The sequence below is a fragment of the Aminobacter anthyllidis genome (assembly GCF_018555685.1).
GTDB classification, from domain to species: Bacteria; Pseudomonadota; Alphaproteobacteria; order Rhizobiales; family Rhizobiaceae; genus Aminobacter; species Aminobacter anthyllidis.
This window is the reverse complement of the sequence record NZ_JAFLWW010000005.1, coordinates 470,327-496,058: the sequence shown is the minus strand read 5'-3', so window position 1 is coordinate 496,058 and position 25,732 is coordinate 470,327. Positions and strand designations below refer to the sequence as shown.

At 59.8% G+C, this 25,732-nt stretch carries 21 protein-coding genes and 1 pseudogene; 15 read left to right on the top strand and 7 right to left on the bottom strand.

What is annotated here, in order from left to right:
- Positions 1 to 5 precede the first annotated feature (5 nt).
- From cofC to J1C56_RS19485, 13 genes are all read left to right on the top strand, one after another.
- Entirely contained in the window at positions 6 to 707 is a 702-nt protein-coding gene (gene cofC, locus J1C56_RS19545) for a 2-phospho-L-lactate guanylyltransferase (protein WP_214391708.1), read from the top strand.
- The gene (gene cofH / locus J1C56_RS19540) at positions 704 to 3,127 is read left to right on the top strand and encodes a 5-amino-6-(D-ribitylamino)uracil--L-tyrosine 4-hydroxyphenyl transferase CofH (protein WP_214391707.1); all 2,424 of its coding nucleotides are present in this window, start codon (positions 704 to 706) and stop codon (positions 3,125 to 3,127) included. Before cofC ends, cofH begins: the two co-directional genes overlap by 4 nt.
- Before the next feature lie 125 nt (positions 3,128 to 3,252).
- A complete protein-coding gene (locus J1C56_RS19535) occupies positions 3,253 to 4,755 on the top strand; it encodes a pyridoxal-phosphate dependent enzyme (RefSeq protein WP_214391706.1) in 1,503 nt (500 codons plus the stop codon).
- Positions 4,756 to 4,794: 39 nt separating this feature from the next.
- Positions 4,795 to 5,760 carry a CoA transferase subunit A gene (locus tag J1C56_RS19530; protein WP_214391705.1) on the top strand — a complete coding sequence of 322 codons (966 nt, stop codon included), beginning with the start codon at positions 4,795 to 4,797 and terminating at the stop codon, positions 5,758 to 5,760.
- Complete coding sequence (locus tag J1C56_RS19525) at positions 5,753 to 6,523, top strand: CoA-transferase subunit beta (RefSeq protein ID WP_214391704.1); 771 nt, start codon at positions 5,753 to 5,755, stop codon at positions 6,521 to 6,523. Before J1C56_RS19530 ends, J1C56_RS19525 begins: the two co-directional genes overlap by 8 nt.
- A 19-nt stretch (positions 6,524 to 6,542) precedes the next feature.
- On the top strand, positions 6,543 to 7,526 hold the full coding sequence (locus J1C56_RS19520) for an LLM class flavin-dependent oxidoreductase (protein WP_214391703.1): 984 nt from the start codon (positions 6,543 to 6,545) through the stop codon (positions 7,524 to 7,526).
- 85 nt (positions 7,527 to 7,611) lie between these two features.
- Complete coding sequence (locus J1C56_RS19515; RefSeq protein ID WP_214391702.1) at positions 7,612 to 8,895, top strand: ArgE/DapE family deacylase; 1,284 nt, start codon at positions 7,612 to 7,614, stop codon at positions 8,893 to 8,895.
- A 335-nt stretch (positions 8,896 to 9,230) separates the two neighbouring features.
- The gene (locus tag J1C56_RS19510) at positions 9,231 to 10,802 is read left to right on the top strand and encodes a Re/Si-specific NAD(P)(+) transhydrogenase subunit alpha (RefSeq protein WP_214391701.1); all 1,572 of its coding nucleotides are present in this window, start codon (positions 9,231 to 9,233) and stop codon (positions 10,800 to 10,802) included.
- Positions 10,803 to 10,813: 11 nt separating this feature from the next.
- The gene (locus J1C56_RS19505) at positions 10,814 to 12,283 is read left to right on the top strand and encodes an NAD(P)(+) transhydrogenase (Re/Si-specific) subunit beta (protein ID WP_214391700.1); all 1,470 of its coding nucleotides are present in this window, start codon (positions 10,814 to 10,816) and stop codon (positions 12,281 to 12,283) included.
- A 176-nt stretch (positions 12,284 to 12,459) separates the two neighbouring features.
- Entirely contained in the window at positions 12,460 to 14,823 is a 2,364-nt protein-coding gene (locus J1C56_RS19500; protein WP_214391699.1) for a xanthine dehydrogenase family protein molybdopterin-binding subunit, read from the top strand.
- Positions 14,820 to 15,659, top strand: a complete 840-nt coding sequence (locus J1C56_RS19495; protein WP_214391698.1) for an FAD binding domain-containing protein — start codon at positions 14,820 to 14,822, stop codon at positions 15,657 to 15,659. Before J1C56_RS19500 ends, J1C56_RS19495 begins: the two co-directional genes overlap by 4 nt.
- Positions 15,656 to 16,858: a xanthine dehydrogenase family Fe-S subunit gene (locus tag J1C56_RS19490; RefSeq protein WP_214391697.1), complete on the top strand. Its 1,203-nt coding sequence runs from the start codon at positions 15,656 to 15,658 to the stop codon at positions 16,856 to 16,858. Before J1C56_RS19495 ends, J1C56_RS19490 begins: the two co-directional genes overlap by 4 nt.
- 140 nt (positions 16,859 to 16,998) lie before the next feature.
- Positions 16,999 to 17,763: a GntR family transcriptional regulator gene (locus J1C56_RS19485; protein ID WP_214391696.1), complete on the top strand. Its 765-nt coding sequence runs from the start codon at positions 16,999 to 17,001 to the stop codon at positions 17,761 to 17,763.
- A gap of 66 nt (positions 17,764 to 17,829) precedes the next feature.
- Here J1C56_RS19485 and J1C56_RS19480 read toward each other — a convergent pair whose 3' ends face one another.
- The gene (locus J1C56_RS19480) at positions 17,830 to 19,023 is read right to left on the bottom strand and encodes a diaminopropionate ammonia-lyase (RefSeq protein ID WP_214391847.1); all 1,194 of its coding nucleotides are present in this window, start codon (positions 19,021 to 19,023) and stop codon (positions 17,830 to 17,832) included.
- Positions 19,024 to 19,131: 108 nt separating this feature from the next.
- On the opposite strand from J1C56_RS19480, the gene J1C56_RS19475 reads away from it, so the two are divergent.
- A complete protein-coding gene (locus tag J1C56_RS19475) occupies positions 19,132 to 19,617 on the top strand; it encodes an Lrp/AsnC family transcriptional regulator (protein WP_214391695.1) in 486 nt (161 codons plus the stop codon).
- A gap of 64 nt (positions 19,618 to 19,681) precedes the next feature.
- On the opposite strand, the gene J1C56_RS19470 is transcribed toward J1C56_RS19475, so the two are convergent.
- Positions 19,682 to 20,800 carry an ABC transporter substrate-binding protein gene (locus J1C56_RS19470; RefSeq protein ID WP_420797420.1) on the bottom strand — a complete coding sequence of 373 codons (1,119 nt, stop codon included), beginning with the start codon at positions 20,798 to 20,800 and terminating at the stop codon, positions 19,682 to 19,684.
- Positions 20,801 to 21,204: 404 nt separating this feature from the next.
- On the opposite strand from J1C56_RS19470, the pseudogene J1C56_RS32990 reads away from it, so the two are divergent.
- Positions 21,205 to 21,453: pseudogene (locus J1C56_RS32990) on the top strand (hypothetical protein); the annotation flags it as partial.
- Between the two features lie 391 nt (positions 21,454 to 21,844).
- On the opposite strand, the gene J1C56_RS19460 reads toward J1C56_RS32990, so the two are convergent.
- The 5 genes from J1C56_RS19460 to J1C56_RS19440 are packed head-to-tail and all read right to left on the bottom strand — an operon-like array spanning position 21,845 to position 25,435.
- Positions 21,845 to 22,564: an ABC transporter ATP-binding protein gene (locus J1C56_RS19460; RefSeq protein WP_184770857.1), complete on the bottom strand. Its 720-nt coding sequence runs from the start codon at positions 22,562 to 22,564 to the stop codon at positions 21,845 to 21,847.
- Between the two features lie 4 nt (positions 22,565 to 22,568).
- The gene (locus J1C56_RS19455) at positions 22,569 to 22,754 is read right to left on the bottom strand and encodes a hypothetical protein (RefSeq protein WP_214391692.1); all 186 of its coding nucleotides are present in this window, start codon (positions 22,752 to 22,754) and stop codon (positions 22,569 to 22,571) included.
- On the bottom strand, positions 22,747 to 23,487 hold the full coding sequence (locus J1C56_RS19450; RefSeq protein ID WP_214391846.1) for an ABC transporter ATP-binding protein: 741 nt from the start codon (positions 23,485 to 23,487) through the stop codon (positions 22,747 to 22,749). Before J1C56_RS19450 ends, J1C56_RS19455 begins: the two co-directional genes overlap by 8 nt.
- Before the next feature lie 47 nt (positions 23,488 to 23,534).
- Positions 23,535 to 24,566 carry a branched-chain amino acid ABC transporter permease gene (locus J1C56_RS19445; RefSeq protein WP_214391691.1) on the bottom strand — a complete coding sequence of 344 codons (1,032 nt, stop codon included), beginning with the start codon at positions 24,564 to 24,566 and terminating at the stop codon, positions 23,535 to 23,537.
- Positions 24,563 to 25,435, bottom strand: coding sequence for a branched-chain amino acid ABC transporter permease (locus tag J1C56_RS19440; protein WP_214391690.1), 873 nt, complete (start codon positions 25,433 to 25,435; stop codon positions 24,563 to 24,565). The genes J1C56_RS19445 and J1C56_RS19440 overlap by 4 nt, the downstream gene beginning before the upstream one ends.
- Between the last annotated feature and the right edge of the window lie 297 nt (positions 25,436 to 25,732).

Genomic DNA, 25,732 nt, shown 5'->3' with positions numbered 1-25,732 from the left:
CTCTGATGGCCACGATTGCTGCACCTTCGAAGATATGCGCTCTCGTTCCTGTCAAACGATTGGGCTGGGCAAAATCCCGCCTGGCGCCGCATCTGACGACAGGTGAGCGGAATTGCCTTGCGGAAGCAATGTTGCGCGATGTGCTCGATGTGCTCTCCAAGGTCCCTCAGTTGGGGGGAATAGCGGTCGTCACCTCGGACACCGCCGTCGCTTCAATAGCAAACGACTACGCCGCCGTAGTCATTGACGATCTCGATGATGCTGGCATCAACAATGCCGTAAGGCGTGGGCAGAGGGTGCTCGCAGCCGAGGGCTATGCCGGTGTCTTGGTCATCCCCGGCGACATCCCCTTTCTGAGTGCCCAGGAGATCGAACTGGCCCTGTCGACGCTCGCCGACTGTAACGTCGTGATCACACCGGCAAATCGTGACGGCGGAACAAACCTGCTCGGGTTCTCTCCGCCCCACGTCATGGACCCCTCCTTCGGGCTGCACAGCTTCAGGCGTCACCTTGCCATAGCCAGGGCGATGGGCCTGGAAGTTGTCGTGCTCCCCCTCGAAGGAGCGGGACACGATATCGATGTACCCGCCGATCTCTGGTCGGACACGGATGGACCAGCAATTCAGACACGCCGGCTGCTCGCGCGCCTTGGGAAAGATGTTCCCCCTGCTTGCCCCGGCCCTACTCAGGAGCCTCTGTCGCCATGAACCACGCTGTGCTTCTCAACGATTTCGCGCCTGAACGGAGACTGAGCCGCGAAGAGGCGCTGAACCTGGTCGAGATCAATGATCTCCAGCCGCTGCTGTCTGCTGCGCGCCATCGTCGAGACTGGGCTCACGGCGACCAGGTCTCGTATTCCCGCAAGGTGTTCATTCCGCTGACACAACTCTGCCGAGACGTCTGCCACTACTGCACATTCGCGCATCCGCCGCGCAAGGGGCAGCGGGCATTCCTGACCCGCGACGAGGTTTTGGCGATCGCCGAAGCCGGCAAGAAGGCGGGCTGCAAGGAAGCGCTGTTCACGCTCGGCGACAAGCCGGAGCTGCGCTATCGCGTTGCGCGCGAGGAATTGAAGGCACTCGGGCACGAGACGACGATTTCTTATCTTGCCGAAATGGCTTCGGTCGTTCTCAAGGAGACCGGACTTCTGCCGCACATCAATCCAGGTTTGCTGACGAGCGAGGACCTCGCGGCCCTGCGGTCCGTCTCGATCTCGCAAGGAATCATGCTGGAGAGTGTATCGAAACGGCTGTGCGAGAAGGGCGGTGCCCATCACGGTTCCCCCGACAAGGCACCTGCGGCGCGATTGGACACCATCCGCCGTGCCGGCGAAAAGAAGGTTCCGTTCACGACGGGCATTCTGATCGGCATAGGCGAGACGCGGGCCGAGCGCATCGACTCGTTGCTGGCGCTGCGCGACCTTAACGATGAGTTCGGGCACATCCAGGAAATCATCATCCAGAATTTCCGCCCCAAGGCTGGAACCAGAATGGAGGACATCGAAGCGCCGGCGCTTGAGGATCATCTTTGGACCATTGCAGTCGCGCGGCTGTTGTTCGAGCCAGGGATGAACATCCAGGCCCCTCCCAATCTTAGCCCAGGCGCGCTGGAGCAGATCGTTCACGCAGGCATCAACGATTGGGGAGGGGTTTCGCCGGTCACGCCGGATCACGTCAATCCTGAAGCACCCTGGCCGCAACTCGTCGAACTCTCTGACGTGACCTCAATGGCGGGCAAGGACCTGGTCGAACGGTTGGCGATCTACCCCTCCTTTGCCAGAAAACCCCTGGAATGGGTCGATACGGACCTGCGCTTTCCTCTCTACAACCGGATCGACGCCGAGGGCTGGCCACGCAGCGATAACTGGTGCCCAGGCCGCTCCGATCCCATCCCCGCAACCGAAGCGCTTCTGCTCAGCGCAGCTCCGAACCGTGTCGGTGGGAGAGTGCGTGCCATCCTGGACAAGGCGGCCGAGGGGACGATGCTCACTGAAAACGACATCGTCACTCTGTTCCGGGCACGGGGTGGCGATTTCGCCGCTGTTTGTCGGGCGGCCGACGCTCTGCGCCGGCGGGTCAACGGCGACACCGTCAGCTATGTCGTCTGCCGCAACATCAACTACACCAACATCTGCTACTTCAAATGCCAGTTCTGCGCCTTCTCGAAGGGCAAGCTCAGCGAGAACCTGCGCGGACGCCCCTACGATCTCGAGATGAGTGAGGTCGCAGCGCGCGTGCGCGGTGCCTGGGAGCGCGGCGCGACTGAAGTCTGCATGCAGGGAGGTATCCATCCGTCCTATACCGGCGCGAAATATCTCGAGATCTGCCAGGCGGTGAAAGAGGCGGTTCCGAACATGCACATGCATGCGTTTTCGCCGCTGGAAGTCTGGCAGGGCGCAAAGACGCTTGGCATATCGGTTTCCGATTTTCTCGCGCAGCTGAAGGCGGCCGGTCTGAGCACATTGCCGGGTACGGCAGCCGAAATCCTTGATGACGAGGTGCGCGCGACCTTGTGTGCGGACAAGATCAACACGCAGGAATGGCTCGACGTCATGCGCGCTGCCCACAAACTCGGCTTCCGCACGACGGCGACGATCATGTTCGGCCATATCGAGGGTTACGAACACTGGGCGCGCCATCTCATCAGGGTTCGTGACCTGCAGATGGAAACGGGCGGGTTCACCGAATTCGTGCCGCTGCCATTCGTTCACATGGAGGCGCCGATCTATCTCAAGCGCCGGTCGCGTCCAGGGCCGACCTTCCGCGAAGCCATCCTTATGCACGCCGTCGCGCGTCTGACACTGCATCCGCACATCACCAACATCCAGGCGTCATGGGTGAAGCTTGGGCAGGAGGGCGTGCGGCACTGCCTGAACGCCGGCGTGAACGATCTCGGTGGAACCTTGATGGACGAAAGCATCTCAAGGGCCGCCGGCGCCAGCCATGGCCAGGAGATGACCCCTCAGCACATGGAGGCCATCATCCGGAAAGCGGGCCGCCAGCCGAGGATGCGCAACACTGTTTACGGCGATGCCCCCGCAGGCTCGCGCGAACGGGCTTTCGCAGCTGCCGCCGCGCGAACTGCCTCTGAAAGCACCTCTGCACGCGAACCGGTCTGCGCTGGCTGACAGCCCGATTGCGAGCCGGTTTCGCAGGTGGAAATCTTTTGCTATAGGCTAGTCATACTAACATTAGGATGATAATATGACTTAATGATCGCCCGACAGCCAGACGCTACAAGGAGATGACGGAAATGCCTGCACCAGGAGGCGGCCTTCTCGATAAGGTTGAAGTGGTTGATGGCGACATTCGCAGGTCCGCCGTCGAATGCGCGCGCAGCCGTGGCGTTGTATTGCCAACCTTCTCCCAGCTTGCTGGGTCGGCGCCAATTCCGCCATCCATCCTTGACCGCTTGCAATCGGTTGACCCTGACGCGCCAGATCCTTTGAACCTGTGGCGTGTGAACTGGTTCAATTCGGACGACCGGCGAGGGCAGCAAGCGGTGCCTGCCCATGTCGTATTGCCGCGCAGTCTGACTGGGGTCGAGGCACCGATAGTGGTGTTGCTCGGCGCCCGCTTTCCGATGATCGGTGCACATAAGGTGCTGCCGGCTTACGCCGGGCTGGTGACCTATTTCGTCTCGGGACGATTTGATCCGCGCCAGCATCGGGCGGTTTGGCCGTCGACGGGCAACTACTGTCGGGGCGGCCTGGCGGTATCACGAATCCTTGGCTGCGATGGTGTCGCTGTCCTGCCCGAAGGCATGAGCCGAGAACGCTTCGAGTGGCTTGAGCGCTGGGCTTCTGACCCGTCTCACATCATTCGCACTGTCGGCACCGAGAGCAACGTCAAGGAAATCTACGACAAGTGTCACGAACTGGCGCAAAGCGCCGACAACGTCATTCTGAACCAGTTTTCGGCCTTCCCGAACTACATGGCGCATTTCGCCTGCACGGGTGCTGCGTGCGAGCGGGTCTTCGACGATGTCCGGGACCAGAACAGCCAAGCAAGGCTGGCTGCGTTCGTCTCGGCAACGGGGTCAGCAGGGACCATTGCAGCCGGCGACAAGCTCAAACAGTCTTACGGGACGCGGATCGCCGCCGTCGAAGCTTTGGAATGCCCGACACTGCTCGAAAGCGGGTACGGCGAGCACAACATCCAGGGCATCGGCGACAAGCATGTGCCCCTGATTCATAATGTCCTAAACCTGGATTTCGTGGTCGGTGTTTCGGATCGATCGACGGATCAGTTGAACTATCTCTTCAACACCCCCGAGAGCAGGCATCTGCTGGCATATCGCCTTGGCCTGAATGGCGAAGAGCTATCCTTCCTGGACGACATCGGCATCTCGGGCATTGCCAACATCATCGCCTCGATCAAGCTGGCCAAGCATATGAATTTCGGGCCGCACGACGTTGTCATGACGATCGCGACGGACGGCGCCAGCCTCTATTCGAGCGAGATGGAGGCGATTGGGCGCGGTGAATTCAGCGGCGGCGTTTCCGAGGCAGATGTCGAGCATCTGCTGGCTACCTGCCTGCACGAAGCTGCTGCTGACAGCCTCATCGAAATGACGGCGCGCGAGCGGCGCAGGGTTTTCAATCTTGGCTACTACACCTGGGTTGAACAGCAGGGCGTGACGCTGAGCGATTTCGACGCCCGGCGCGATCAGTCGTTTTGGCGTGCGGCCGCCGACGCCGCATCCGCCTGGGACGAACTCATCACCGAATTCAATGCCGAAGTCGGCCTGAATTAGCTGCGGACGCTATCTGCGGCGAACTAAAGGAGAAACGAAGTGCTTGAAGCTCAACTCGAGCCATACTCACGGCTGAGGGAAAACCTCGCAGCACGTGATCGAAGCCTGCGCGAAAAGGTCATGTCGCTGGAGGAAGCGGCAGGGCTTGTCCAGGACGGCATGAAGGTCGGCATTGGCGGCTCGACCATGTCTCGGACACCGATGGCGTTGATCTGGGAGATCATCCGCCAGCGCCGGCAGAACCTTTCCTGTTCGCGCTGCATCGTGTCGACCGACGGTGACCTTCTCTTCGGGTCCGGGGTTTCGGACCACATCATCACCAGTTGGTTCGCCCAGGGCATCCTCTGGGGTCTCTCCAAGGTGATGCGCCATCACGTCGAAACGCAAGGCAAGCGCTACGAGGAGTGGAGCCATATGGGCGTCGGAATGCGGCTCCGCGCCGGCGGCATGGGCGTTCCCTTCCTGCCAATGCGTGCAATGCTCGGCTCGGACGTGATGCGGCAGCGGCCAGAGGCAAAGCCCATCGATTGCCCATTCACCGGCGAAAGGCTTCTGCTTGTGCCGGCGCTCAACCCTGATGTTGCGCTCATCCACGTTCAGCGCTGCGACGCCTACGGCAACGCCCAGATCGATGGCCTGCAATTCATGGACATCGACCTCGCGCTTGCAGCCAACAAGGTCATCCTGACCACGGAGCGCATCGTGTCGAATGACCAGATCCGCCGTCACCCCGATCAGACGAAGATCGCCTTCCTCTGTGTGGATGCGGTGGTCGAGGTTCCTTACGGCGCGGCCCCGCATGAATGCTTCGGCATCTATGAACCAATGCTCAAGCATATGGACGCCTACGTGAAGCAGGTCAATGCCGACCCGGTGAAGGGGATGCAGGAGTATCTTGAGAAGTACTTCTACGGGCCGAAAAACTGGAACGAATACCTGGAGTTGATTGGGCTTGAAGAGCTTCTCGAAGCAAGTCAGCGCGGCAGGAGCATCTACAATGACTGAAGCCAGCAACTACACCGCCTCTGAAATTCTTGCGATCCTGGCGTCGCGCCAGCTCAAGGATGGCCAGGTGGTCTTCGCCGGTGTCGGAACACCGTTGCTGGCGGCAACTCTTGCCCAGCAACTGCGCTGCCCAGGCCTGACCATCCTGTTTGAAGGAGGCGTTGTCGGCGCCTTCGTGGAGGCGGGAAAACTGCCACCATCGACGAACGATCAGCGCTGCACCAAGCGCGCCAACATGGTGCTCGGCAGCGCCGACGTTCTGCTCCTTCTGCAGCGCGGTTATGTCGACATCGGTTTCATGGGTGGGGCCCAGATCGACCAGTTCGGCAATCTCAATTCGTCCTTCATCGGCGATCCGGCCGCACCGAAGACGCGCCTGCCTGGCACGGGTGGCGGCAATGACATCTCGAGCCTCACCAACATGATCGTTGCGATGAAGCACGAGAAGCGGCGCTTCGTCGAGAAGGTCGACTTCATCACCAGCCCTGGCTTCATCCGGGGCGGCAACTCCAGACGCGAAAGCGGTCTACCCGCTGGCGGAATGTTCCGCGTGATTACCGAACTCGCGATCTTCGGTTTCGACGAGACCACCCGTCGCATGCGCGTGCTGGCACTTAATCCCGGCGTTTCCCGCGAGGAAGTGCAGGATAACACCGGCTTCAAGCTCGAATTCGACGCGAATCTTCACGTCACCGAGCCGCCAACCACCCGTGAACTGCAAATCCTGCGACAGCTCGATCCCGAGCGGCTTTTCACTGCCTGATTTTCCCGGAGGAAGAACTATGACACTGATTACAAAGACTTTCGGCATCGCCGCGCGCAATTTCGTGGCCTATCCGAACATGCCCGACGCCCGCAAGCTCGTGGAATACGGCGTGCGCGTTGAGGAACTCGGTTACGACTCCGTCTGGGTCTGGGACCACATGCTGCTTGGCGTCGACCCCAACTTCCCGATCATCGACTCGCTGACCGCACTCACCGGGATCGCCGCAAGGACGACCAAGATCCGCATGGGTACGGGCATCCTCGTGTTGCCGCTGCGCAATCCCGTGGCTCTCGCCAAGCAGCTGTCATCCATGGATCAGCTGTCCAATGGACGCATGATCATGGGCATGGCGGCCGGTTGGTACAAACGCGAATTCGATGCGATGAGCCTGCCTTTCTCCAAGCGCGGCAAGATTATGGACCAGAACCTCGAGATCATGCGCCGGCTCTGGACCGAGGACCGCGTGACCGGGAAATACAGCATTGCGGATCCGGAAACCGGCGTCCAGCTCGAGTACAACATGTCGAAAGCCGTGATGTATCCCAAGCCGGCACAGTCGCACCTTCCGATCCTCATCGGCGGCTATGCCGATGCGGCACTGAAGCGTGCAGGAACCACCGGCGACGGCTGGCTCACCTATTTCTACCGTGCCGAGGATTTCAAGAAGTCGTGGGACAAGGTCCTCGGCTTCGCCAAGGAAGCGGGCAAGGACCCGAGCTCCGTGATGAGCGCCTCGCAGCTGCCGATCATGGTCGGCGCTTCGAAGGAAGCCGTCCGCGAAGACATGATGGATTGGCTCAACAAGGAATGGGATTTCCCCGAACACAGCGACTGCACCCGCGAGAGCGCGATCATGGGCTCGGTCGACGACTGCGTCGAGCAGCTCAAGGCTCACATCGATGCCGGCGTCCAGAAGATCATCTTCGTTCCCTACAAGTATGAGATGGAGCAGATCGAAACCATCGCCCGTGAAATCATCCCCCGCCTGAAGGCTCTTTGACCCCAACTCCGTCCTGTTTGCGCTCACCGCGGGCAGGATGGATCTCTTTTTTGCGAACGAGACGCCGCCTTATCGGGAGATTGAAATGACTGACCCAAACCGCAAACGAATATTGGACAAAGTTGACGCCTCAAAAGACGAAGCGGTTCGCTTCCTGCAGAAGATGGTTACGATCCCCAGCGTCACCGGCGACGAGGCGGCAATCCAAGCGTTCCTTCACGGATACCTGAATACGATCGGCCTCGATGTCGACATCTGGGATACCGACTGGGAAGAGCTCAAGAAGCATCCCGGCTACCGACCGGTCGCGCGTGGCTATGAAGGGCGGCCCAACATCGTCGCAAGCGCAAAGGGTTCTGGCGGCGGGCGTTCGCTGCTACTCAATGGCCACACCGACGTTATTCCAGTCGGCAACGGCGAGGGGTGGAGCGACAATCCGTGGTCGGCGAAAATCGAGAACGGTCGCATCTACGGCCGCGGATCCTGCGACATGAAGAGCGGCGTCGCCAGCCACATCCTGGCCGTGCAGTATCTCAAGGAACTCGGTATCGATCTCAAGGGCGATGTGCTGATCAACATCGTGATCGATGAGGAAGTCAGCGGTCATGGGACGCTCGACACTGTCATCCGCGGCTACTCGGCCGACGCTGGCATCTCGGGCGAGACCAGCGACCTGCATGTGCAACCCGCATGCATTGGGCGCATCTGGTTCGAGATCGAAATTCAGGGCAAACCGGCTGGCATCCAGCAGCGCTATCTCGGCGTCAGCGGCATCATGCTCGGTCAGAAGATCGTCGCTGCGGTGCAGGAGATGGAAGACGAGCGCGTCGCAACGGTCAAGCATCCGCTTTATCCGAGTGCAATCGATTCTCTGCCGTGCATCATCGGTTCGTTCCAGGCCGGCAACTATCCGAGCGCCTTCCCTGCAACTGCCCTTCTCAAGGGCTCGATCGGCACGGTGCCCGGAGAAGATCACGAAGGGGTCAAGCAAAGCCTGGTGAAAAAGATCGCCGAGGCGGCGGCCAAGGATCCGTGGATGAAGGACCACCCCCCTGTGGTGCGTTTCGTCGGCTACGATGCTGAGGCCTCCGAGATCCCGCGGGACCATGCCATCGTGCAAACCGTTTCCCGCAACTATACGGAAATCACCGGCAAGGAGCCGACCATCAGCGGACGCCAGGGTGCTGCCGATACCCGCTTCCTCAACAGCTATGGTCATACCCCCACGGTGATCTTCGGCCCTGGCTCGACCGCCATCATGCACGCCAATGACGAGTATGTGTCGATCGACGACTACATTGCGTCCATCAAAGTCATGGCACTTTCCATCTACGACTGGTGCAACGCGGCGCCCTTGGTGAAGTCCTGAAGCCGTAGTTCGTTACGTATCCACGATTTCCGTCAAAGGGGCCGCAAGGCCCCTTTTTCACAATGCATGTTCGTCTTTCACAATGCATGCTCGTCAGAAATTCATCCTATCTTACTATAAATAGGTTGACTTTGCGAGGAGCCTGACGCACGCTCCTATCAAGCTCGGCTTGCCCACCAAACTCGAGTGTATGACGACGATGCTCCACCTGAACTCTTCAGCGAGTTCAAGCTGGCGGCTCAAATCCAGCTTCGCTGTATCGGAGATACACCTATGCGCTTCGGAACAATCGACCAATCACGCGCCGGGAAGGGCGCCGGAGGAGTAATGGCACCATGAAGGTCGGCGCATTAAGAGAGACGTTTGCGGGAGAGACGCGCGTGGCGGTAACACCGTCGTCGGCGGTGCATCTGGCGAAACTCGGCCATAAGGTCTTCATGGAAGCCGGCGCTGGCAAGGCGTCAGGCTTCAACGACGCTGATTATATCAAGGCCGGCGTAGCAATCGAGAAATCGGCAGCCGATCTCGTCAAGGCCGTCGACGTCGTGGTCAAGGTGCGTCAGCCGACCGAGGTGGAACTCAAGCGGCTGAAGCTCGGCCAAACGCTGATTTCCTTCTTCTATCCGGGTCAAAACGCGGCACTCCTGAAACTTGCGGAAAAGCAGGCCGTCACGGCGGTCGCCATGGACATGGTTCCACGCATCAGCCGCGCGCAGAAGATGGATGCGCTTTCTTCAATGGCCAACATTGCCGGCTATCGCGCGGTGATCGAAGCGGCCAACAATTTCGGCCGTTTCTTCACCGGTCAGGTCACGGCCGCCGGCAAGGTGCCGCCCGCCAAGGTCCTGGTGATCGGTGCCGGCGTGGCGGGGCTTGCGGCAATCGGAGCGGCACGTGGCCTCGGTGCGATCGTGCGGGCTTTCGACGTGCGCCCGGAGGTCGCCGAGCAGATCGAATCGATGGGCGGTGAATTCCTGTTCCTTGATTTTTCCGACAGCCAGGACGGGGCTGCCACGGGCGGTTATGCCGCGCCGTCATCCCCGGAGTTTCGCGCCAAGCAGCTTGAACTGTTTCTTTCTCAAGCTCCGGATGTGGACGTCGTCATCACAACAGCGTTGATCCCCGGCCGCGATGCGCCAAAACTCTGGACCGCCGATATGGTGGCCGCGATGAAGACGGGCTCGGTGGTCATCGACCTGGCGGCTGAGCGAGGTGGCAACTGCGATCTGACGGTGCCCAACGAAAAGATCGTCACCGACAACGGCGTCACTGTCGTTGGCTATACCGATTTCCCAAGTCGCATGGGCGCACAGGCGTCGGAACTCTATGCGAACAACATCCGCCATTTCCTGACCGATCTCACGCCCGGCAAGGACGGCGTCATCAAACACAACATGGAAGATGACGTCATCCGTGGCGCAACCGTCGCGCATGGCGGGTCGATCACCTTCCCGCCGCCACCGCCCAAGATTGCCGCCATTGCGGCGCAGAAACCCAAGGAAAAGGCAAAGGAACTCACAGTCGAGGCAAAGCGCGCCAAGGAACTGGCGGATTCCCGGGCGCAGACCCGCTCGCAATTCGCGCTGCTCGGCATTGGCGCGGTACTGATGCTAATCATCGGCCTGTTCGCACCGCCAAGTTTCCTCGGCCACTTCATCGTTTTCGTGCTTGCCTGCTTTGTCGGCTTCCAGGTGATCTGGAACGTCAGCCATTCGCTCCACACACCACTGATGGCCGTCACCAACGCGATCTCCGGCATCATCATTCTGGGCGCGTTGCTGCAGATCGGACTTGGCTCCCAGTGGGTTGTCGCCCTGTCGGCCGTCTCCGTTCTGATCGCCACGATCAACATCGTCGGCGGCTTCCTCGTCACCCGGCGAATGCTCGCCATGTTCCAGAAATCGTAGGGGAAACCGACATGGAAATCGGACTCACGACCGCAACCTATGTCGTTGCCGCCATCTTGTTCATCCTGTCGCTCGGCGGGTTGTCAGGACAGGAAAGCGCCAAACGGGCCGTCTGGTACGGCATTGTCGGCATGGCGCTCGCCGTGCTTGCCACTCTATTCGCCGCCGGCCCAGTCAACTTGCATATCACCGCGGTCATGATCGCCTTCGGAGCGTTGGCTGGCTGGTATGTGGCCAACCGCGTGCAGATGACGGAAATGCCACAGCTGGTCGCAGCCCTTCACTCCTTTGTCGGCCTTGCCGCAGTGTTCATCGGCATCAATGCCGAGATCACGCTGACGGATGTCCTGGCGGCAAAGGCGTCAGGGGCTACCGAGACGTTCACCGGCTTTGCGGCAGTCCTGGCGCACAAATCACCAGCGGAAATCGCGGTGCTCAAGATCGAAGTATTCCTTGGCATCTTCATCGGGGCGGTCACTTTCACCGGTTCGATTGTCGCGTTTGGGAAGCTCGCCGGGAAGATCGACGGGAAGGCCAAGAAATATCCCGGCGGCCATGCTTTGAACGCCGCTGCGGCTCTTATCTGCCTGGCGTTCGGTGCTGCCTACTGCATGGGTGTGGGCATTCTGGGCGCCGACGGCATTCTGGGATCGAGCTTTACGCAACTCGTGCTTGTTTCGCTGTTTGCCGGATTTATCGGCTGGCACCTGATCATGGGCATCGGCGGTGCCGACATGCCTGTGGTTGTCTCCATGCTGAACAGCTATTCCGGCTGGGCGGCTGCGGCCATCGGCTTCACCTTGGGCAACGATCTGCTCATCGTTACGGGTGCATTGGTCGGCTCTTCCGGTGCGATCCTTTCCTACATCATGTGCAAGGCGATGAACCGCAGTTTCATTTCCGTGATCCTTGGCGGCTTCGGTGGGCCGCAGCAGCTGACCATGCAAATCGAGGGTGAACAGCTCGCCATCGACAGCGACGGCGTGGCTGCGGCACTCAACGACGCCGAAAGCGTGATCATCGTGCCAGGCTACGGCATGGCCGTGAGCCAGGCCCAGCAATCTGTCAGCGAGCTGACCCGCAAGCTGCGCGCTGCCGGCAAAGTAGTGCGCTTTGCCATCCATCCTGTCGCCGGTCGCTTGCCGGGTCACATGAACGTGCTGCTCGCGGAAGCCAAGGTGCCTTACGACATCGTTCTGGAAATGGACGAGATCAACGAGGATTTTCCGAACACCGACGTCGTGATCGTCATCGGCTCCAACGATATCGTCAATCCGGCCGCTCAGGACGATCCAGGCAGCCCCATCGCCGGCATGCCGGTGCTGGAGGTCTGGAAGGCGAAGACCGTCTTCGTTTCCAAGCGCGGCCAGGGGACCGGCTACTCGGGCATCGAGAACCCACTGTTCTTCAAGGAGAACACGCGGATGTTTTATGGCGACGCTAAAAAGTCCATCGACCAGCTGCTGCCGATGCTTGGCTGACCCCCCATACGGTAGAGTCCTGATGACGCAACAACGTGGCGGGCTGACACCATGACACCTTGCGTCAAAATTCATGCTATTATCTTATTAATAGTATGATACGATCTGGTTTGAATTGGCTGGCGTCCGTCCTATCAGGATAGGCGTCAACCAGACAAAATGGGAGAGACATCAGCATGACCGAACAAGGCGTCGGCGCGTCATTGCTTCGTAAAGAGGACGATCGTTTCTTGCGAGGACGCGGCCAGTATGTCGGAGACATACGGCTTGCCGGCATGAAGGACGTTGCGTTCGTACGGTCTCCCCTGGCGCACGCCAACATTCGCTCGGTCTCAGCCCATGAGGCCATCCGTGGCCAGGTCGTTCTACCGGCCGACTTGAAAGGGGTGAAACCGATCGTTGCGGTTTCGGGCTTGCAAGGCTTCAAGGCCTCGGAGCAGCCCATTCTGGCGCATGACAAGGTCCGGCAGGTGGGCGAACTGCTTGCCATGTGCGTAGCAGACACACGGGCTGCGGCGGAAGACATCGCTGCACAGGTCGATGTCGACCTGGAGGAATTGCCAGCAGTTCACGACATGCTGAAAGCCCGCGAACCTGGCTCGGCCCTGCTGCATGAGCATTGGGGCGACAATGTCTTTCTCGAGACTTTTGTCGACGTGAATTTCGCGGCGGCACTCGACGCTCCCATCAAGGTTACACGCGAAATTTCGACTGCCAGGCAGAACATGTCGCCGATGGAAGGCCGGGGCACGGTTGCCTATTGGGACAGCCGGATGGAGCATCTCGTGCTCTATACCGGGAGCCAGATGCCGCACATCGTGCGCAACGGCCTTGCCGAATGCCTGGGTCTCGACCAGGTTCAGATTCGCATCATATCGCCGGATGTTGGCGGCGGGTTTGGCTACAAAGGGATCTTGCTGCCCGAGGACATCTGTCTGGGGTGGTATGCGATGCGGTGCGGCCATCCCGTTCGATGGCTGGAGGACCGCCGCGAGAATCTGACTGCCGGCACCAATTGTCGAGAGCACCACTACCGCATCACTGGCTACGCCGATCGCGATGGCAAACTGCGTGGTATCGACTGCGAGGCTACAGTCGACTCTGGCGCCTATTCTTCTTATCCGTTCTCGGCATGCCTGGAAGCTGCCCAGGTTGCCTCGATCCTGCCCGGGCCCTACGATTTTCCATCTTACCGCTGCCATACGTGGTCGATTGCCACCAACAAATGCCCGATCCTGCCCTACCGGGGTGTGGCGCGTACCGGCGTCTGCACGGCAATGGAGCTGATCATCGACGCCATTGCGCGCGAATGCGAGCTCGAACCTCATGAAGTACGCCGGCGCAATCTGGTTCGTTCCGAACAGATGCCTTTCGACAACATCACCAAGAAACACTTCGACAGCGGCAACTATCCTGAAGCGCTCGACAGGGCCATTGCGGCCATTGATCTGCCATCGATCCGCGCGCGTCAGAAGAAAGGGGAGGCAGACGGCCGGCTGATTGGCGTCGGACACTCGGTCTATTGCGAGCAGGGGGCCCACGGCACATCCGTCTATGCTGGCTGGGGCATTCCGATGGTGCCGGGCCATGAGCAGGCGACCGCGCGCATGACACCCGATGGCGGACTTGAACTCCGGATCGGCGCGCATTCGCACGGCCAGAGCATGGAAACCACCCTGCCACAGGTCGCGCATGAAATCCTCGGCATCGACACCAGCAAGATCAAACTGGTGCATGGCGACACGGAGTACACGCCCTATTCGACAGGCAGCTGGGGCTCTCGCTGTGCTGTGATGTCGGGTGGAGCAGTGGCTACGGCGTCGCGTGAGTTGGCGGGCCTGATCAAAAAGATCGCAGCGCATCTTCTGCAAACAGAAGTCGACTCGTTGGAATTGTCCGGCGGGCAGGTCCATGGGGCCAACGGCAGCGTCACCATCAAGGAGATCGCCCACACCTGGTATCGTCGACCTCAGGACCTGCCGGCCGGCGTCGATCCGCGCGGGTTGGAAGTGACCATCGGCTACAAGCCGCAGCGCGATTCCGGCACCTTTAGTTACGCTGCCCACGCGGTGATAGTCGCCGTCGATCCTGAAATGGGTGACATCGAGATCCTCGACTATGTCATTGTCGAGGATGGCGGGAAGCTGATCAATCCGATGGTGGTCGATGGCCAGATCTATGGCGGACTGGCCCAGGGTATAGGCACTGCTCTCTACGAAGAAATGAATTTCGACGCGTCCGGGCAGCCGCTGGCCTCGACTTTTGCGGACTACCTGTTGCCGGGGCCGACCGAGGTGCCTGCTCCGCGACTTGATCACATGGAAACGCTCGCGCCCTACACCGAATTCGGGGTCAAGGGCATCGGGGAAGGCGGAGCTATCGCGCCTCCTGCCGCAATCAGCAACGCTGTCAACGATGCGCTAAGAGGTTATGGCGTTGAGCTACTCCGATCACCCATCACGCCGCGCCGTGTCCTGGAGGCCATCCAGCGATCGCAGCACAACCAGCCAGCCCGGCAACCGCAGGGAGCAGTAGCGTGAAACCGGTCAATTTCGACTACGCCCGTCCCAAGGACGTCGCTGGTGCCATCGCGCTCATCGGCGATGAGAGCCGTACTGTAAAGGTCATGGCCGGCGGGCAATCGCTTGGTCCCATGCTCAACATGCGTCTTGTGCAACCGGACCTGGTGGTCGACATCACTGGCATTGGCGAACTCAAAGCCGTCACTGATCAAGGCGACCGGATTGTGGTCGGCGCCTGCGTGACGCATGCGGATTTCGAAGATTTGCGCGTGCCCGACGTCACCCACGGTGCGCTGCCGTCCGTCGCCAGCGGCATTGCCTACCGAGCTGTCCGCAACCGCGGCACGATCGGCGGAAGTCTGACACATGCCGACCCGTCTGCCGACTGGATTTCCATCCTGTCCGCCATTGGCGCTTCGGTAACGGTCGAGGGGCCGGCTGGTAGTCGTACAATGTCGGTTGAGGACTATATGCTTGGCGCGCTCGAGGCGGATCTGCGTCCCGGCGAGATCCTGGTTTCGGTCAGTATCCCCAAGCTCGGAAAGGGTGCCCGCTGGGGCTATTACAAGAGTTGCCGCAAGACGGGCGAATTTGCACACGCGATCGGGGCGTTTCTCCACGATCCGGAGAGGGGTGCAAGCCGGGCCGTTATCGGCGCGACAGAAAGCAAGCCGATCGTTGTGGCTGCTGCTACCGCCTTCATTGGTGATGGACGAGGCGACAAACCTGCAAAGGGGTTTGACGCCAACGCCACGGCAAAACTCCTGGAAGCCTCTGGCATGGTCGATCAGATCGATCGTCAGACCCATGTCGTCGCCTTGCGACGCGCGATCGAGCGAGCATACCCAGCATGACAACAATCAATCTCACCGTTAACGGCAAGCAACTTTCAGCAACGGCGGAACCTCGGACGCATCTCGCCGACTATCTTCGCGACTGCCACAATCTGACCGGAACCCACATTGGCTGCGAGCATGGCGTCTGCGGCGCGTGCACGCTTCTCGTCGATGGCGTGCCGACCCGGTCCTGCATTACCTTTGCGGTGACGTGCGAACATGCCCATGTCACGACGATTGAAGGTCTGGACGACGACGAGATCGCTACCGAACTGCGGGCAGCCTTCAAGCGGGAACACGCCCTTCAGTGCGGCTATTGCACACCAGGGATGATGGTCTCGGCACGCGACGTCGTGCTGAGGATGGAGAGCCCGAGCGAGCATGATATCCGCGTTGCCATGAGCGGGAACCTTTGCCGCTGCACAGGGTATGTCGGCATCGTTCGAGCCGTTCAAAGCGTCATTGAGGCACGACGCAAACGCGGTGCAGGTGCCATACCCGACGGCAACCGCAAGCTGCTCGGACCGGCGGGTTCCGGCCATTCCAGCGCCGTTGCCGCCAATGGAGCTAAGCCACGCGAGACCTCCGCCACAAAGGCTGCTGCCTCTGTGGCAGCTGCACCGGCGCGCGCTGATGCGAACTGGACGCCACAGACGACGTTCGTGCAGAGCTTCACGGTCGAGCACCCCGTGGATCAAGTGTGGGAGTTCTTCGGACGCATCGGCGAGGTGGCGACTTGCCTTCCCGGCGCGTCACTCGATGGCGAGCCTGTCGATGGACATGCCGAGGGGCGCATCAAGGTCAAGGTTGGCCCCATCAGCGCTGAATTTCAGGGTGTTGCAGACGTCAGTCGTGACGACGCCACACGCACCGGCACCATTAGCGGCGCTGGCAAGGACCAGCGAAGCAATTCGGCAACGCGCGGCCTGATCGGCTACGCTGTCAAGCAGGGCGATAGACCTGAGCAGACCCGCGTTGACGTGACGGTTGGGTTCACACTGACCGGAATGCTCGCGCAATTCAGCCGATCCGGGCTGGTGCAAGACATTGCCAACCGGTTGATCGCTGCCTTTGTTCAGAATCTGGAAGCCAAGCTTTCAGCCGGCGAGGGTGCAGCGCGTGCTGTCGCTGCCGAATTTGACGCTGGCTCGCTGTTCACATCGGTGATAATCGGCCGGATAAAGGCGCTCTTCGCCAGCGTGTTCCGGCGCCGGTAAGCCGCGAAGCTGTCAGATGGTCGTCGACCGAAATTTAGTGGTGAAGCCGGCCAGGCTTGGTCCAATTCGCGCCCCTTGCACAACCAAGTTTGATCGGACCGGGGCTGGATAAATGGTTCTATTTACCGTATATTAGGCTCATGAACATCACATCCAAAATCTACGATCGCAGCCCTACGCCGCTCTACATTCAGGTCGCCTCGGTCATGCGGCAGCGCATCGACCGCGGCGTCTGGCTGCCTGGCGACAAGATATCCACGCTCGAGGAGCTGGAGGTCGAGTTCTCCGTAGCGCGCGTCACGATCAGGCAAGCCATCGACCTGCTGCGACAGGAGGGCCTGCTGGACGCCCAGCAAGGCCGCGGCACCTTCGTTTCTCTTAAGCTCAAGAAGAATCGTTGGTTGAACCTGGCGACCGATCTTGATGCAATGATCGCCAACCTCAAAGACAATGTGCTCAAGCGTGTTCACATCGAGGAAGGCGCTGCCGCTCCCGAACTGAAGGTCGGAGAAGGAACGCCCGCCGAGGGTTATACCTTCCTCAGAAGCGTGCAGTACAACAACGGCGAACCCTTCTCAGTCGTCAATCTGCATTTGGCGAAGCATATCTTCGACAAGGATCGCAAGCGCTTCACCCACTCTGCGGCACTGCCGCAGATCCTGGAAATGCCCGACGTCACGATTTCTCAGGCGCCCCAGACGTTCACGATCGGCGTTGCAGATCCCGAGACAGCGAATTTGCTCGAGATCGGTCTTGGAGAACCCACTGCCGACTCCCGGCTTATCCTAATCGATGACAATGGCGTCGCCATCTACGTGGCAAGCATCCATTATCACAAGGATTGCTTTGCTTTGCGTGTCGAACTGCTGGACCACAGCAAGCGCCGCCAACGGACGGCGAAATGACCATCGTCGATGCCGCTCGCTGATATCCTCAATACAAGCGGCATCGATCGGTTTCGTCACGGCCGCTTAACGCGACCCAAGGACTTCAGCCGGCGACCGGCCAACGATCGCTTCATATCGCGCCCGGTCGGTCGCCCCTTCGGTGTTGATGACAAATACACGCGAGGAAGCATCAAGCCCGAGTTTCGCCCGGGCCTCGTTGGACGCGAGCGCCTGCAACAAGCCAGCCAGTCCAGCGCCACCGCTCTCGCCTGCCACGATTGCGGGATCTCCGCCCTCTGGAGTTGCCAGCTGGCGCATGGTGTCGGCGGCATTCTCCTCGCTGACCGTCATGAACGCGTCGGCTTTGCGGCTGAGGATACGCCAAGCCACAAGCGATGGTTCATAACATTCGAGCATGGCCATGATGGTGGGCTCCCCGTGCTCGATCTTGACGGGCTGACCGGCAACCCCGCTCTGATAGATACATGCGGCACGGTCCGGCTCGACCACGATGAACGTCGGACGTTTGGCGCCATAAACAATATCAAAGTGGCCGGCAACCGCTGCAGCCAGGCCACCAACACCGGCTTGCATGAAGACATGGGTCGGCGCGGCCGGGAGTTCCTGCAAAGCTTCCTGCAGCATGGCCGTGTAACCTTGCATGACCAACCCCGGGATGCGTTCGTAACCCGGCCACGACGTATCGGACACGACGATCCATCCATGCTCTTGGCAGACACGCTCGGCTTCTGCGACGGAGTCATCATAGGTGCCGCTGACGCGGATCATCTCCGCTCCGAATTGCGCGATGGCCGCGACGCGCTCGTCCGTCACACCCGAATGAACGAAGATCGCAGCCCTGGCTCCGACCAGCGTAGCTCCCGCAGCGACCGACTTTCCATGATTGCCGTCGGTCGCGCAGCCGACCGTGATGCGCTCCGCTATCTGCCTGACGGCCGGCGTTTGCAGCTCGCTGACATCGACCTCCCTTCCGAGCTCACGGCTCGCTTGCTCGAGCACGAGCCGGATTACGGCATAGGATCCACCGAGAGCCTTGAAGCTGCCGAGTCCCAAACGCTGCGATTCATCCTTCACATGGATTGCCGCAACCCCGACCTCGCTCGCCAGGTGCGTCAGCGCGCGGAGCGGAGTAGGGGTGTGGTTGGGCCGAAAGGTCAGGAACCGTTCCACGGTCCGGGCCGCCTCAAGCCCGAGCATTTCCGCATCGGACCGATCGAGCGGCCGGTTGAGGTCGGCATGCGTATTCATCAGCAGCAGCATGGGATTATCCTTTGGCGAATTCACTGAAGAATAGTCCGCGTGGTCCTCAAAATTTGCGCGATCTAGCCACATCGCACGCAACATCTTTGCAAGTTTGGGGGTGACATGCGCGGCACTGATGCTGGAAGCCTGGATAGCTTCGATCTTGCGATACTCGACATCCTCCAGCGGGACAATTCGACTTCCCAGCGGATCATCGGGGAGCGGGTCCATCTTTCCGCGGCAGCGGTCAATCGCAGGATCCAGCGGATGCGCGATGCTGGGGTCATCGTCGGCAATTACTCGACGCTCGATCCCGCAAAAATGGGCAGACCGATTACAGTCATCGTCGAGGTCCGCATCGAAAGTGAGCGGCTGGATCTGCTGGATGCCGCCAAGCGGAGTTTTCAGGCAGATCCGGACGTCCAGCAGTGCTATTACGTCACGGGCGACGCGGATTTTGTTCTCATCGTCACGGTGCCGTCGATGGGCGAATACGATGCCCTGACGCGCCGATTGTTCTTCGAGAACCACAACGTCAGGAAGTTCCGCACACTCGTCGTCATGGAGAGGCTGAAGGCAGGCCTCGCCATCCCGCTTCACAACGCATGAAACATGAAAAGGCCCGGCGGTTTCCCGCTGGGCCTTGAAACTCAGTTTTCGCTGTCGTCGTTTATCAGGAAGACGGCAGGACCACCTTGCCGTCCTTGATGGTGATCAGCGTGCCCTTGGCGAGGTACTGTCCGCTTTCCTTGCCCTCTGGTCCGTCCTTGGTGAAGGTGACATTGCCGTTGAGGGTAGGCACATCCACACCCCAGAATGCTTCGCGGATGGCCTCGGGCTCTGCTTTTCCAGCCTTCTCGATCGCGGTCTTGATGACGAAAATCCCATCGTAGCCACGATAGCTCTCGGTCATGCCGGCCGCATTGTGGCCAGCCTTTGCCCAAGCGTCGATGAAGACCTTCGACTGGTCCGGATGCGGCGTCTTGGCTGCATCCCAAGGCGCAAAGAAGACCATATGCATGGTGTTGTTGGCGGCAGCGCCGGCCTGTTGGATCAGCTGGTCAGGGTTCTGCGACCCGCCCGTGGTGATGATCTTCTTGGTGATGCCGAGGGCTGCAACCTGCTTCAGCACCAGCGTCAGCTGCTCGACGCCCGTCGTGACAATGATCGTGTCGGAGTCGGACGCTTTGATCTTCGACAGCTGCGCACCCATGTCCTCGGCGCCCTGGTCCATGGTTTCAGCAAGGCCGACCTCGACGCCGTTCTCCTTGAACATCGCCGAGAAGTCCGTGATCGTGCCACGACCCCAGTCGTTGTTGATGCCAAGGAAGTCGACCTTCTTGATCCCGAGCGAAGGAAGCAGCGGCTGGAAGATCTTCGCCTCCACCCAGGATGGCGGGGAGATGCGGAAGATATAGGGATTGCCCTGCTTGGTGATCTTGCTCGACGACGACGTTTCGACCAGCATCGGCACCTGGTACTGCATGAGCTTGGGCATCACCGCGAGCGTGAGGCTCGAACCCCAGGCACCCATCATGATGGGAACCTTGTCGCTGGTGATCAGCTTTTCCGCGACGGCTGCCGCCTCGGTCGGATTGCTCTTGTTGTCTTCGATGACAAGTTCGATCTGTTTGCCGAGGATACCACCGGAAGCATTGATCTGGTCAGCTGCGAGCTTGGCGCCGTTGACGATGTAGGTGCCGGAGGCAGCAAAGGCGCCGGTCAGCGGTTCGTTGACACCAATTTTGATGGTGTCGTCAGCAGCTGCAGTTCCATACGCCACACCCGCCATTACCAGCGCGACGCTGACTTTACTCACGATGTTAATAAGCCTACTCATGCGAATTCTCCCCTTATTTGACTGCACTTTGCGCGCTCTCACGACAACGCCGCCTCTTTCGTGGCGGCGCATGACGGCAAGGATTGGAAACAGGCAGACGAACTTGCGCTCCTCCCGAGTGCGAGCAAGCAGTGATACTATCATCCCATTATTAGTAAGATAGAGCAAGCGCTTTTCACGTTAGCTGGCCAGCATCTTGGCGCGGCCTACCGGCGGCCGCCAAAGGCCTCGCGGGCCAATTAAACCTAAAATCAGTATGATGGTACTAATTTAGAGCTCAACCCCACTGGCTGGTTCATCTCCACGTGCACCTGGATATCGCGCTCCAACTCGCACACTTTTTGTCCGGTGCGGGTGTCGCCAAGTTCTCGGGCGCCGATGCTATACACCCGGGCTATGGCTTGCTGCCGGAAGCCCGGAGTTCGCAGTGCGTTGCAAACGGATACTTTCATCGGCCCGAATCCGGACGCCAGCTCGGCAGCAAGGTGGCTGCGACGCGCAATCTGGCGATCGAAGTCGTGCCCGTGGTGCTGGCTACAGATCCGCTGCCGAACGATGCCGAGGAAGTCAAAAAGCTGGCCAGGGCGATCAGCTATGCGGTCATGCAGCGCGGCATGGCCATGCAGAGCATGTGGGCGCTGCCGCCCACATGGAAGGCTTCACTGACCCTCGCGACATTCCCGCCCGGCTGGCTGCGTGGGAAAGCGGCGAACGTCCGCTCGACGAACACTGCCAGCGCTGGTGGTCTCTATGGCGAGGTCTCGGCCTTGCCCGGCGACGTGCGCGCCCGTGCTGTTTCCAGCGCAATGGCCGACCCATGGGGCCGCTCGGAGTTGCTGCGCGCGGCAAGGAGCCAGCCGACGGGAACGACGCTTAGGCGAGGGCGAGCAAACTCGCATCCTCATGTTTATCGGAACAAATGCGACCGAAGGACGCTTTCTATGACGCCCCTCGATCAACCATTCATCCGCTACTGCAGCCTCGGGAACGCACAAGCTATGCGTGAGCCAGTCCTGCTCCCAGATATGCCTCGCGGACATGCGGATCATTGATCAGCTTTTCGCCAGGCCCCTCGAGGACCATGGAGCCCGCTTCGAGCAGATAGGCATGGTTACACATATCGAGAGCGGCGAAGGCGTTTTGTTCGACCATCAGAACTGTCGTCCCGGCATCGCGGATACCTTTGATGATGTCAAAGGTCTGAGAAACGATGTTTGGGGCGAGACCGAGCGAAGGCTCGTCGAACATGATCAATTTGGGCCGCGACATCATCGCACGGCCGATCGCAAGCATCTGTTGTTCGCCGCCCGAGAGGGTTCCAGCGATCTGCTTGCGCCGCTCGGCCAGTCGTGGGAAGAGCCCAAAGATGTGGTCAATGTCCTGCCGGATGAGAGCGGTGTCCTTGCGCAGATAGCACCCGACCTCAAGATTCTCGAGCACAGTCATCTGGCCGAAGACGCGCCGTCCTTCCGGGCAATGGGCAATGCCCAGGGACAGAATACGGCTTGCGGTTCGACCTGTGATCTCTTCGCCGTTGAACAGGATACTGCCGCTGGCGGCCGGCACCAAACCCGAGATTGCTCTCAAGGTGGTGCTCTTGCCGGCACCGTTCGCGCCGACAAGGACCACGAGCGAGTTTGCCGGAACCTTCAGCGAAACGCCTTTCAGCGCGGTTACCTTACCATACCGACATACCAGATTTTTTATCTCGAGCATGTGTTCACTCCTTGACCGGGGTATGCAACGATGTCCGGATCCGAATTGTTGCTTCCTTGGGTTCAGACCACGACCCGGTCGGATTTGCCCCGATCAGCACCACCATCGCGTTCGCGAAATCCCTGAGGGGCGGGTTGCCGAAGGAGACGGTTTTCCCAAAGCGGCAGATCAGCTTCTTGATCTCAAGCATGCTTCACCCCTTGACCGAGATAGGCTTGGATCACTTCCGGATCATTCTGGATTTCCTTGGGGGTTCCGTTCGCGATGATGCGCCCGTAGTTCAGGACCACGATCCGGTCGGAAATGCGCATCACCATTGGCATGTCGTGCTCTACGAGCAGGATCGTCGTGCCGCGACTGCGGAGCTTGTCGATCAGTTCGATGAAGCGCCCTGTCTCTGTGGCGTTCATGCCTGAAACGGGTTCATCGAGAAGAAGGGCTGAAGGCTGCGCTGCGAGGGCGAGCGCAACGCCGAGCAGTCGCTGATCGCCATACGGCAAACCCGAAGCCCGCTCCTTTGCCTGGTGCTCGATGCCAACAAGGCGCAGGATTTCCCACGCTTGATCACGGAGCTCTGCCTCGGCCTTACGTTCCCGCGGCAGTGACAAGAGCGTGCCCAGCAGTCGAGCAGACGTCTTCCGGTGCAGACCGATAAGCACATTGTCGAAGACGGAAATCTTGTCGAACAGATTGGTGCGCTGAAAGGTGCGTACCAGCCCAAGTGACGTCACCTGGTGCGGTTTGAGCCCGGCAAGCGACGTGCCTCGAAACGAAACCCGTCCCTTGGTTGGTCTTTGAAAGCCGGTGATGATGTTGAATGCGGTGGTTTTGCCGGCCCCATTGGGGCCGATGAGGCTGACCAACTCACCCTCATTGACATGGAAATTCATGTCGGAGATCGCGATCAATCCACCGAAATGCATTGCCACGTTTTCGACACTCAAGATGGCCTTGGCATTTTGCGCTGAGGTCACGAACGTGCTCCTTTGCCGGGCTCCATCGCAAGCTCGGCACTTTTAGCGGTTGCTCGGCTGAACCAGCGCTCGATCGCCGGGACAATCCCTTCAGGCAGGACGAAGACGATCAGGATCATCAATGCGCCGTAGAGGATCCATTGAACCTCCGGGCCGACGTAGTTGCGCAATATGACTGGAGCAACTCCGAAAATAAGGCCCCCGACAACCGGCCCGGCAAGCGTTCCCTTGCCGCCGGTGATGACCATGATCACCATGGTTACAGTGTTGAGGAACATGAAGATCATCGGGTCGATAATCTGGATGTAGTGCGCGTAAAGTGTCCCGGAGACGCCGGCAATCGTGCCGGCAAAGACGGCTGCAAGCACCAGGTAGCGCGTGACGCTTATGCCGACGGAGGTCGCCAGAATCTCGTTCTCGCGCAGTGCGATCATCGCCCTGCCGTAGGGAGAGTCGATCAGCCGCTTGATGATGATGTAAGTGATGACGATAAAGGTCAACACGACGTAGTAGTTCGCCCCCTTGCTCCACAGCGTGGCGTAGCCGATCGGCTCGAAGCCAAGCGTCAGCGGCGGGATTCCGGGCAATGCCAAGGGGCCATTCGTCAGTTCGATCCAATTGAGTGCGATCAGCCGGGTGACTTCGGCAAAGCTGACGGTGACGATGACGAAATAGGCGCCGCGCACGCGGAATGCGAGCTTGCCGATAAGATAGCCACAGAGCCCCGCTGCCGCGCCGCCCAAGACGACGCCGATGACTGGAGGCCAGGGCTCATGGGTGATTTGATAGCCGAAGATTGAAACGTTGAAGCCAAGCGACGTCAGCGCGCTGACATAGGCGCCAATTCCGAAAAAAGCGACGTGCCCTAGGCTTAGCTGGCCCGTATAGCCGAGCAGAAGATTGAGACTCATGGCCGCGAGCATGAAGATGCCGCATACGACGAGCGTGTGGAGGTAATATTGGTCGGTCAACCAGAGTGGAACGCTGAGGAAGAACGCCAGCACCAATAGGGGAAAAATACGGCTCATCCGACGCGCTCCGATCTGGCGAACAGGCCCGTGGGCCTAAACAGCAGGACGATGATGATGATGAGGAAGCCCATGGCGTCGCGGTAACCGGACGAGATGTAGCTGGCTCCCATTTCCTCGGCGAACGCCAGAATGAAGCCGCCAAATGCCGCGCCGGTAATGTTTCCCAGGCCGCCAAGAATGACGATGGCGAATGCCTTCAATGAAGCGAGGTCGCCCATCGCTGGCGCAACCACGAAAACAGGGCCGAGGAGCGCCCCAGCGGCCGCGGCGAGAGCCGAGCCTAGCCCGAAAGTGGTGGTGTAGATCGCGCTCGTGTTGATGCCCATCAGCGCCGCGGTCGAGCTATCCTGGAATGTTGCTCGCATCGCCTTGCCAAGCTTCGTGCGATTGATCAGCACGTAGGTGGCTGCGATCAAAGCCAGCGCGACGATGAGAACAAAGACGCGGACGCTGGAAAGCGATACTGGGCCCAGAGTCAGGGGCTCAATCGGGAAAGGCGAGTTGATGGACTTGGCAACGCTGCCCCATATCAGAATTTCGGTGTTCTGAAGCACGATCCAGGCGCCGATCATGATCAGCATGGTGGTGTCGATATCGGCACCGCGCTTGGATCGGAGCAGTAGATACTCGATCGCAGCGCCAAGGACCATGCCGGCGCAGATCGCGAAGGCGATCGCCACGTAGAAGTTCATCCCCAGCACGACCGCAAAGAAGTACATCATATATGCGCCGAAAGCGTAAAGTTCACCATGTGTGAAATTTACAATACGCATGATGCCGAAGATAAGCGTGAGACCTATCCCAAGCAGAGCATAGGTCCCGCCCATGATTAGGGCGTTGGCTAAGTGTTGTAAGAACTGATCCAAGACGACTCCTCACCTCTTTTTATGCTGTTGCGATTCTGATCGCCTAGGCAACCACGCCGCATTTCCTTAGGGAGACAGCCAGAGACGACGCCGTCACGAGACGCACCGTCGCCTCGATTGGTTGGCTTCCGCTGACCTTTATCGGTCGGCGGAGGTCTGGAGTCCCATCAGGCTAGCTCCTCCCTGACAACGGCTCTGCCCGCCCTCAAGGCCAGGGCAACCCGGCCAAAGGCAATTCTTACTATCATTAGAATAACCATATCTTAGGATAACTGCAAGGCCTTTTTGGCTCTGATC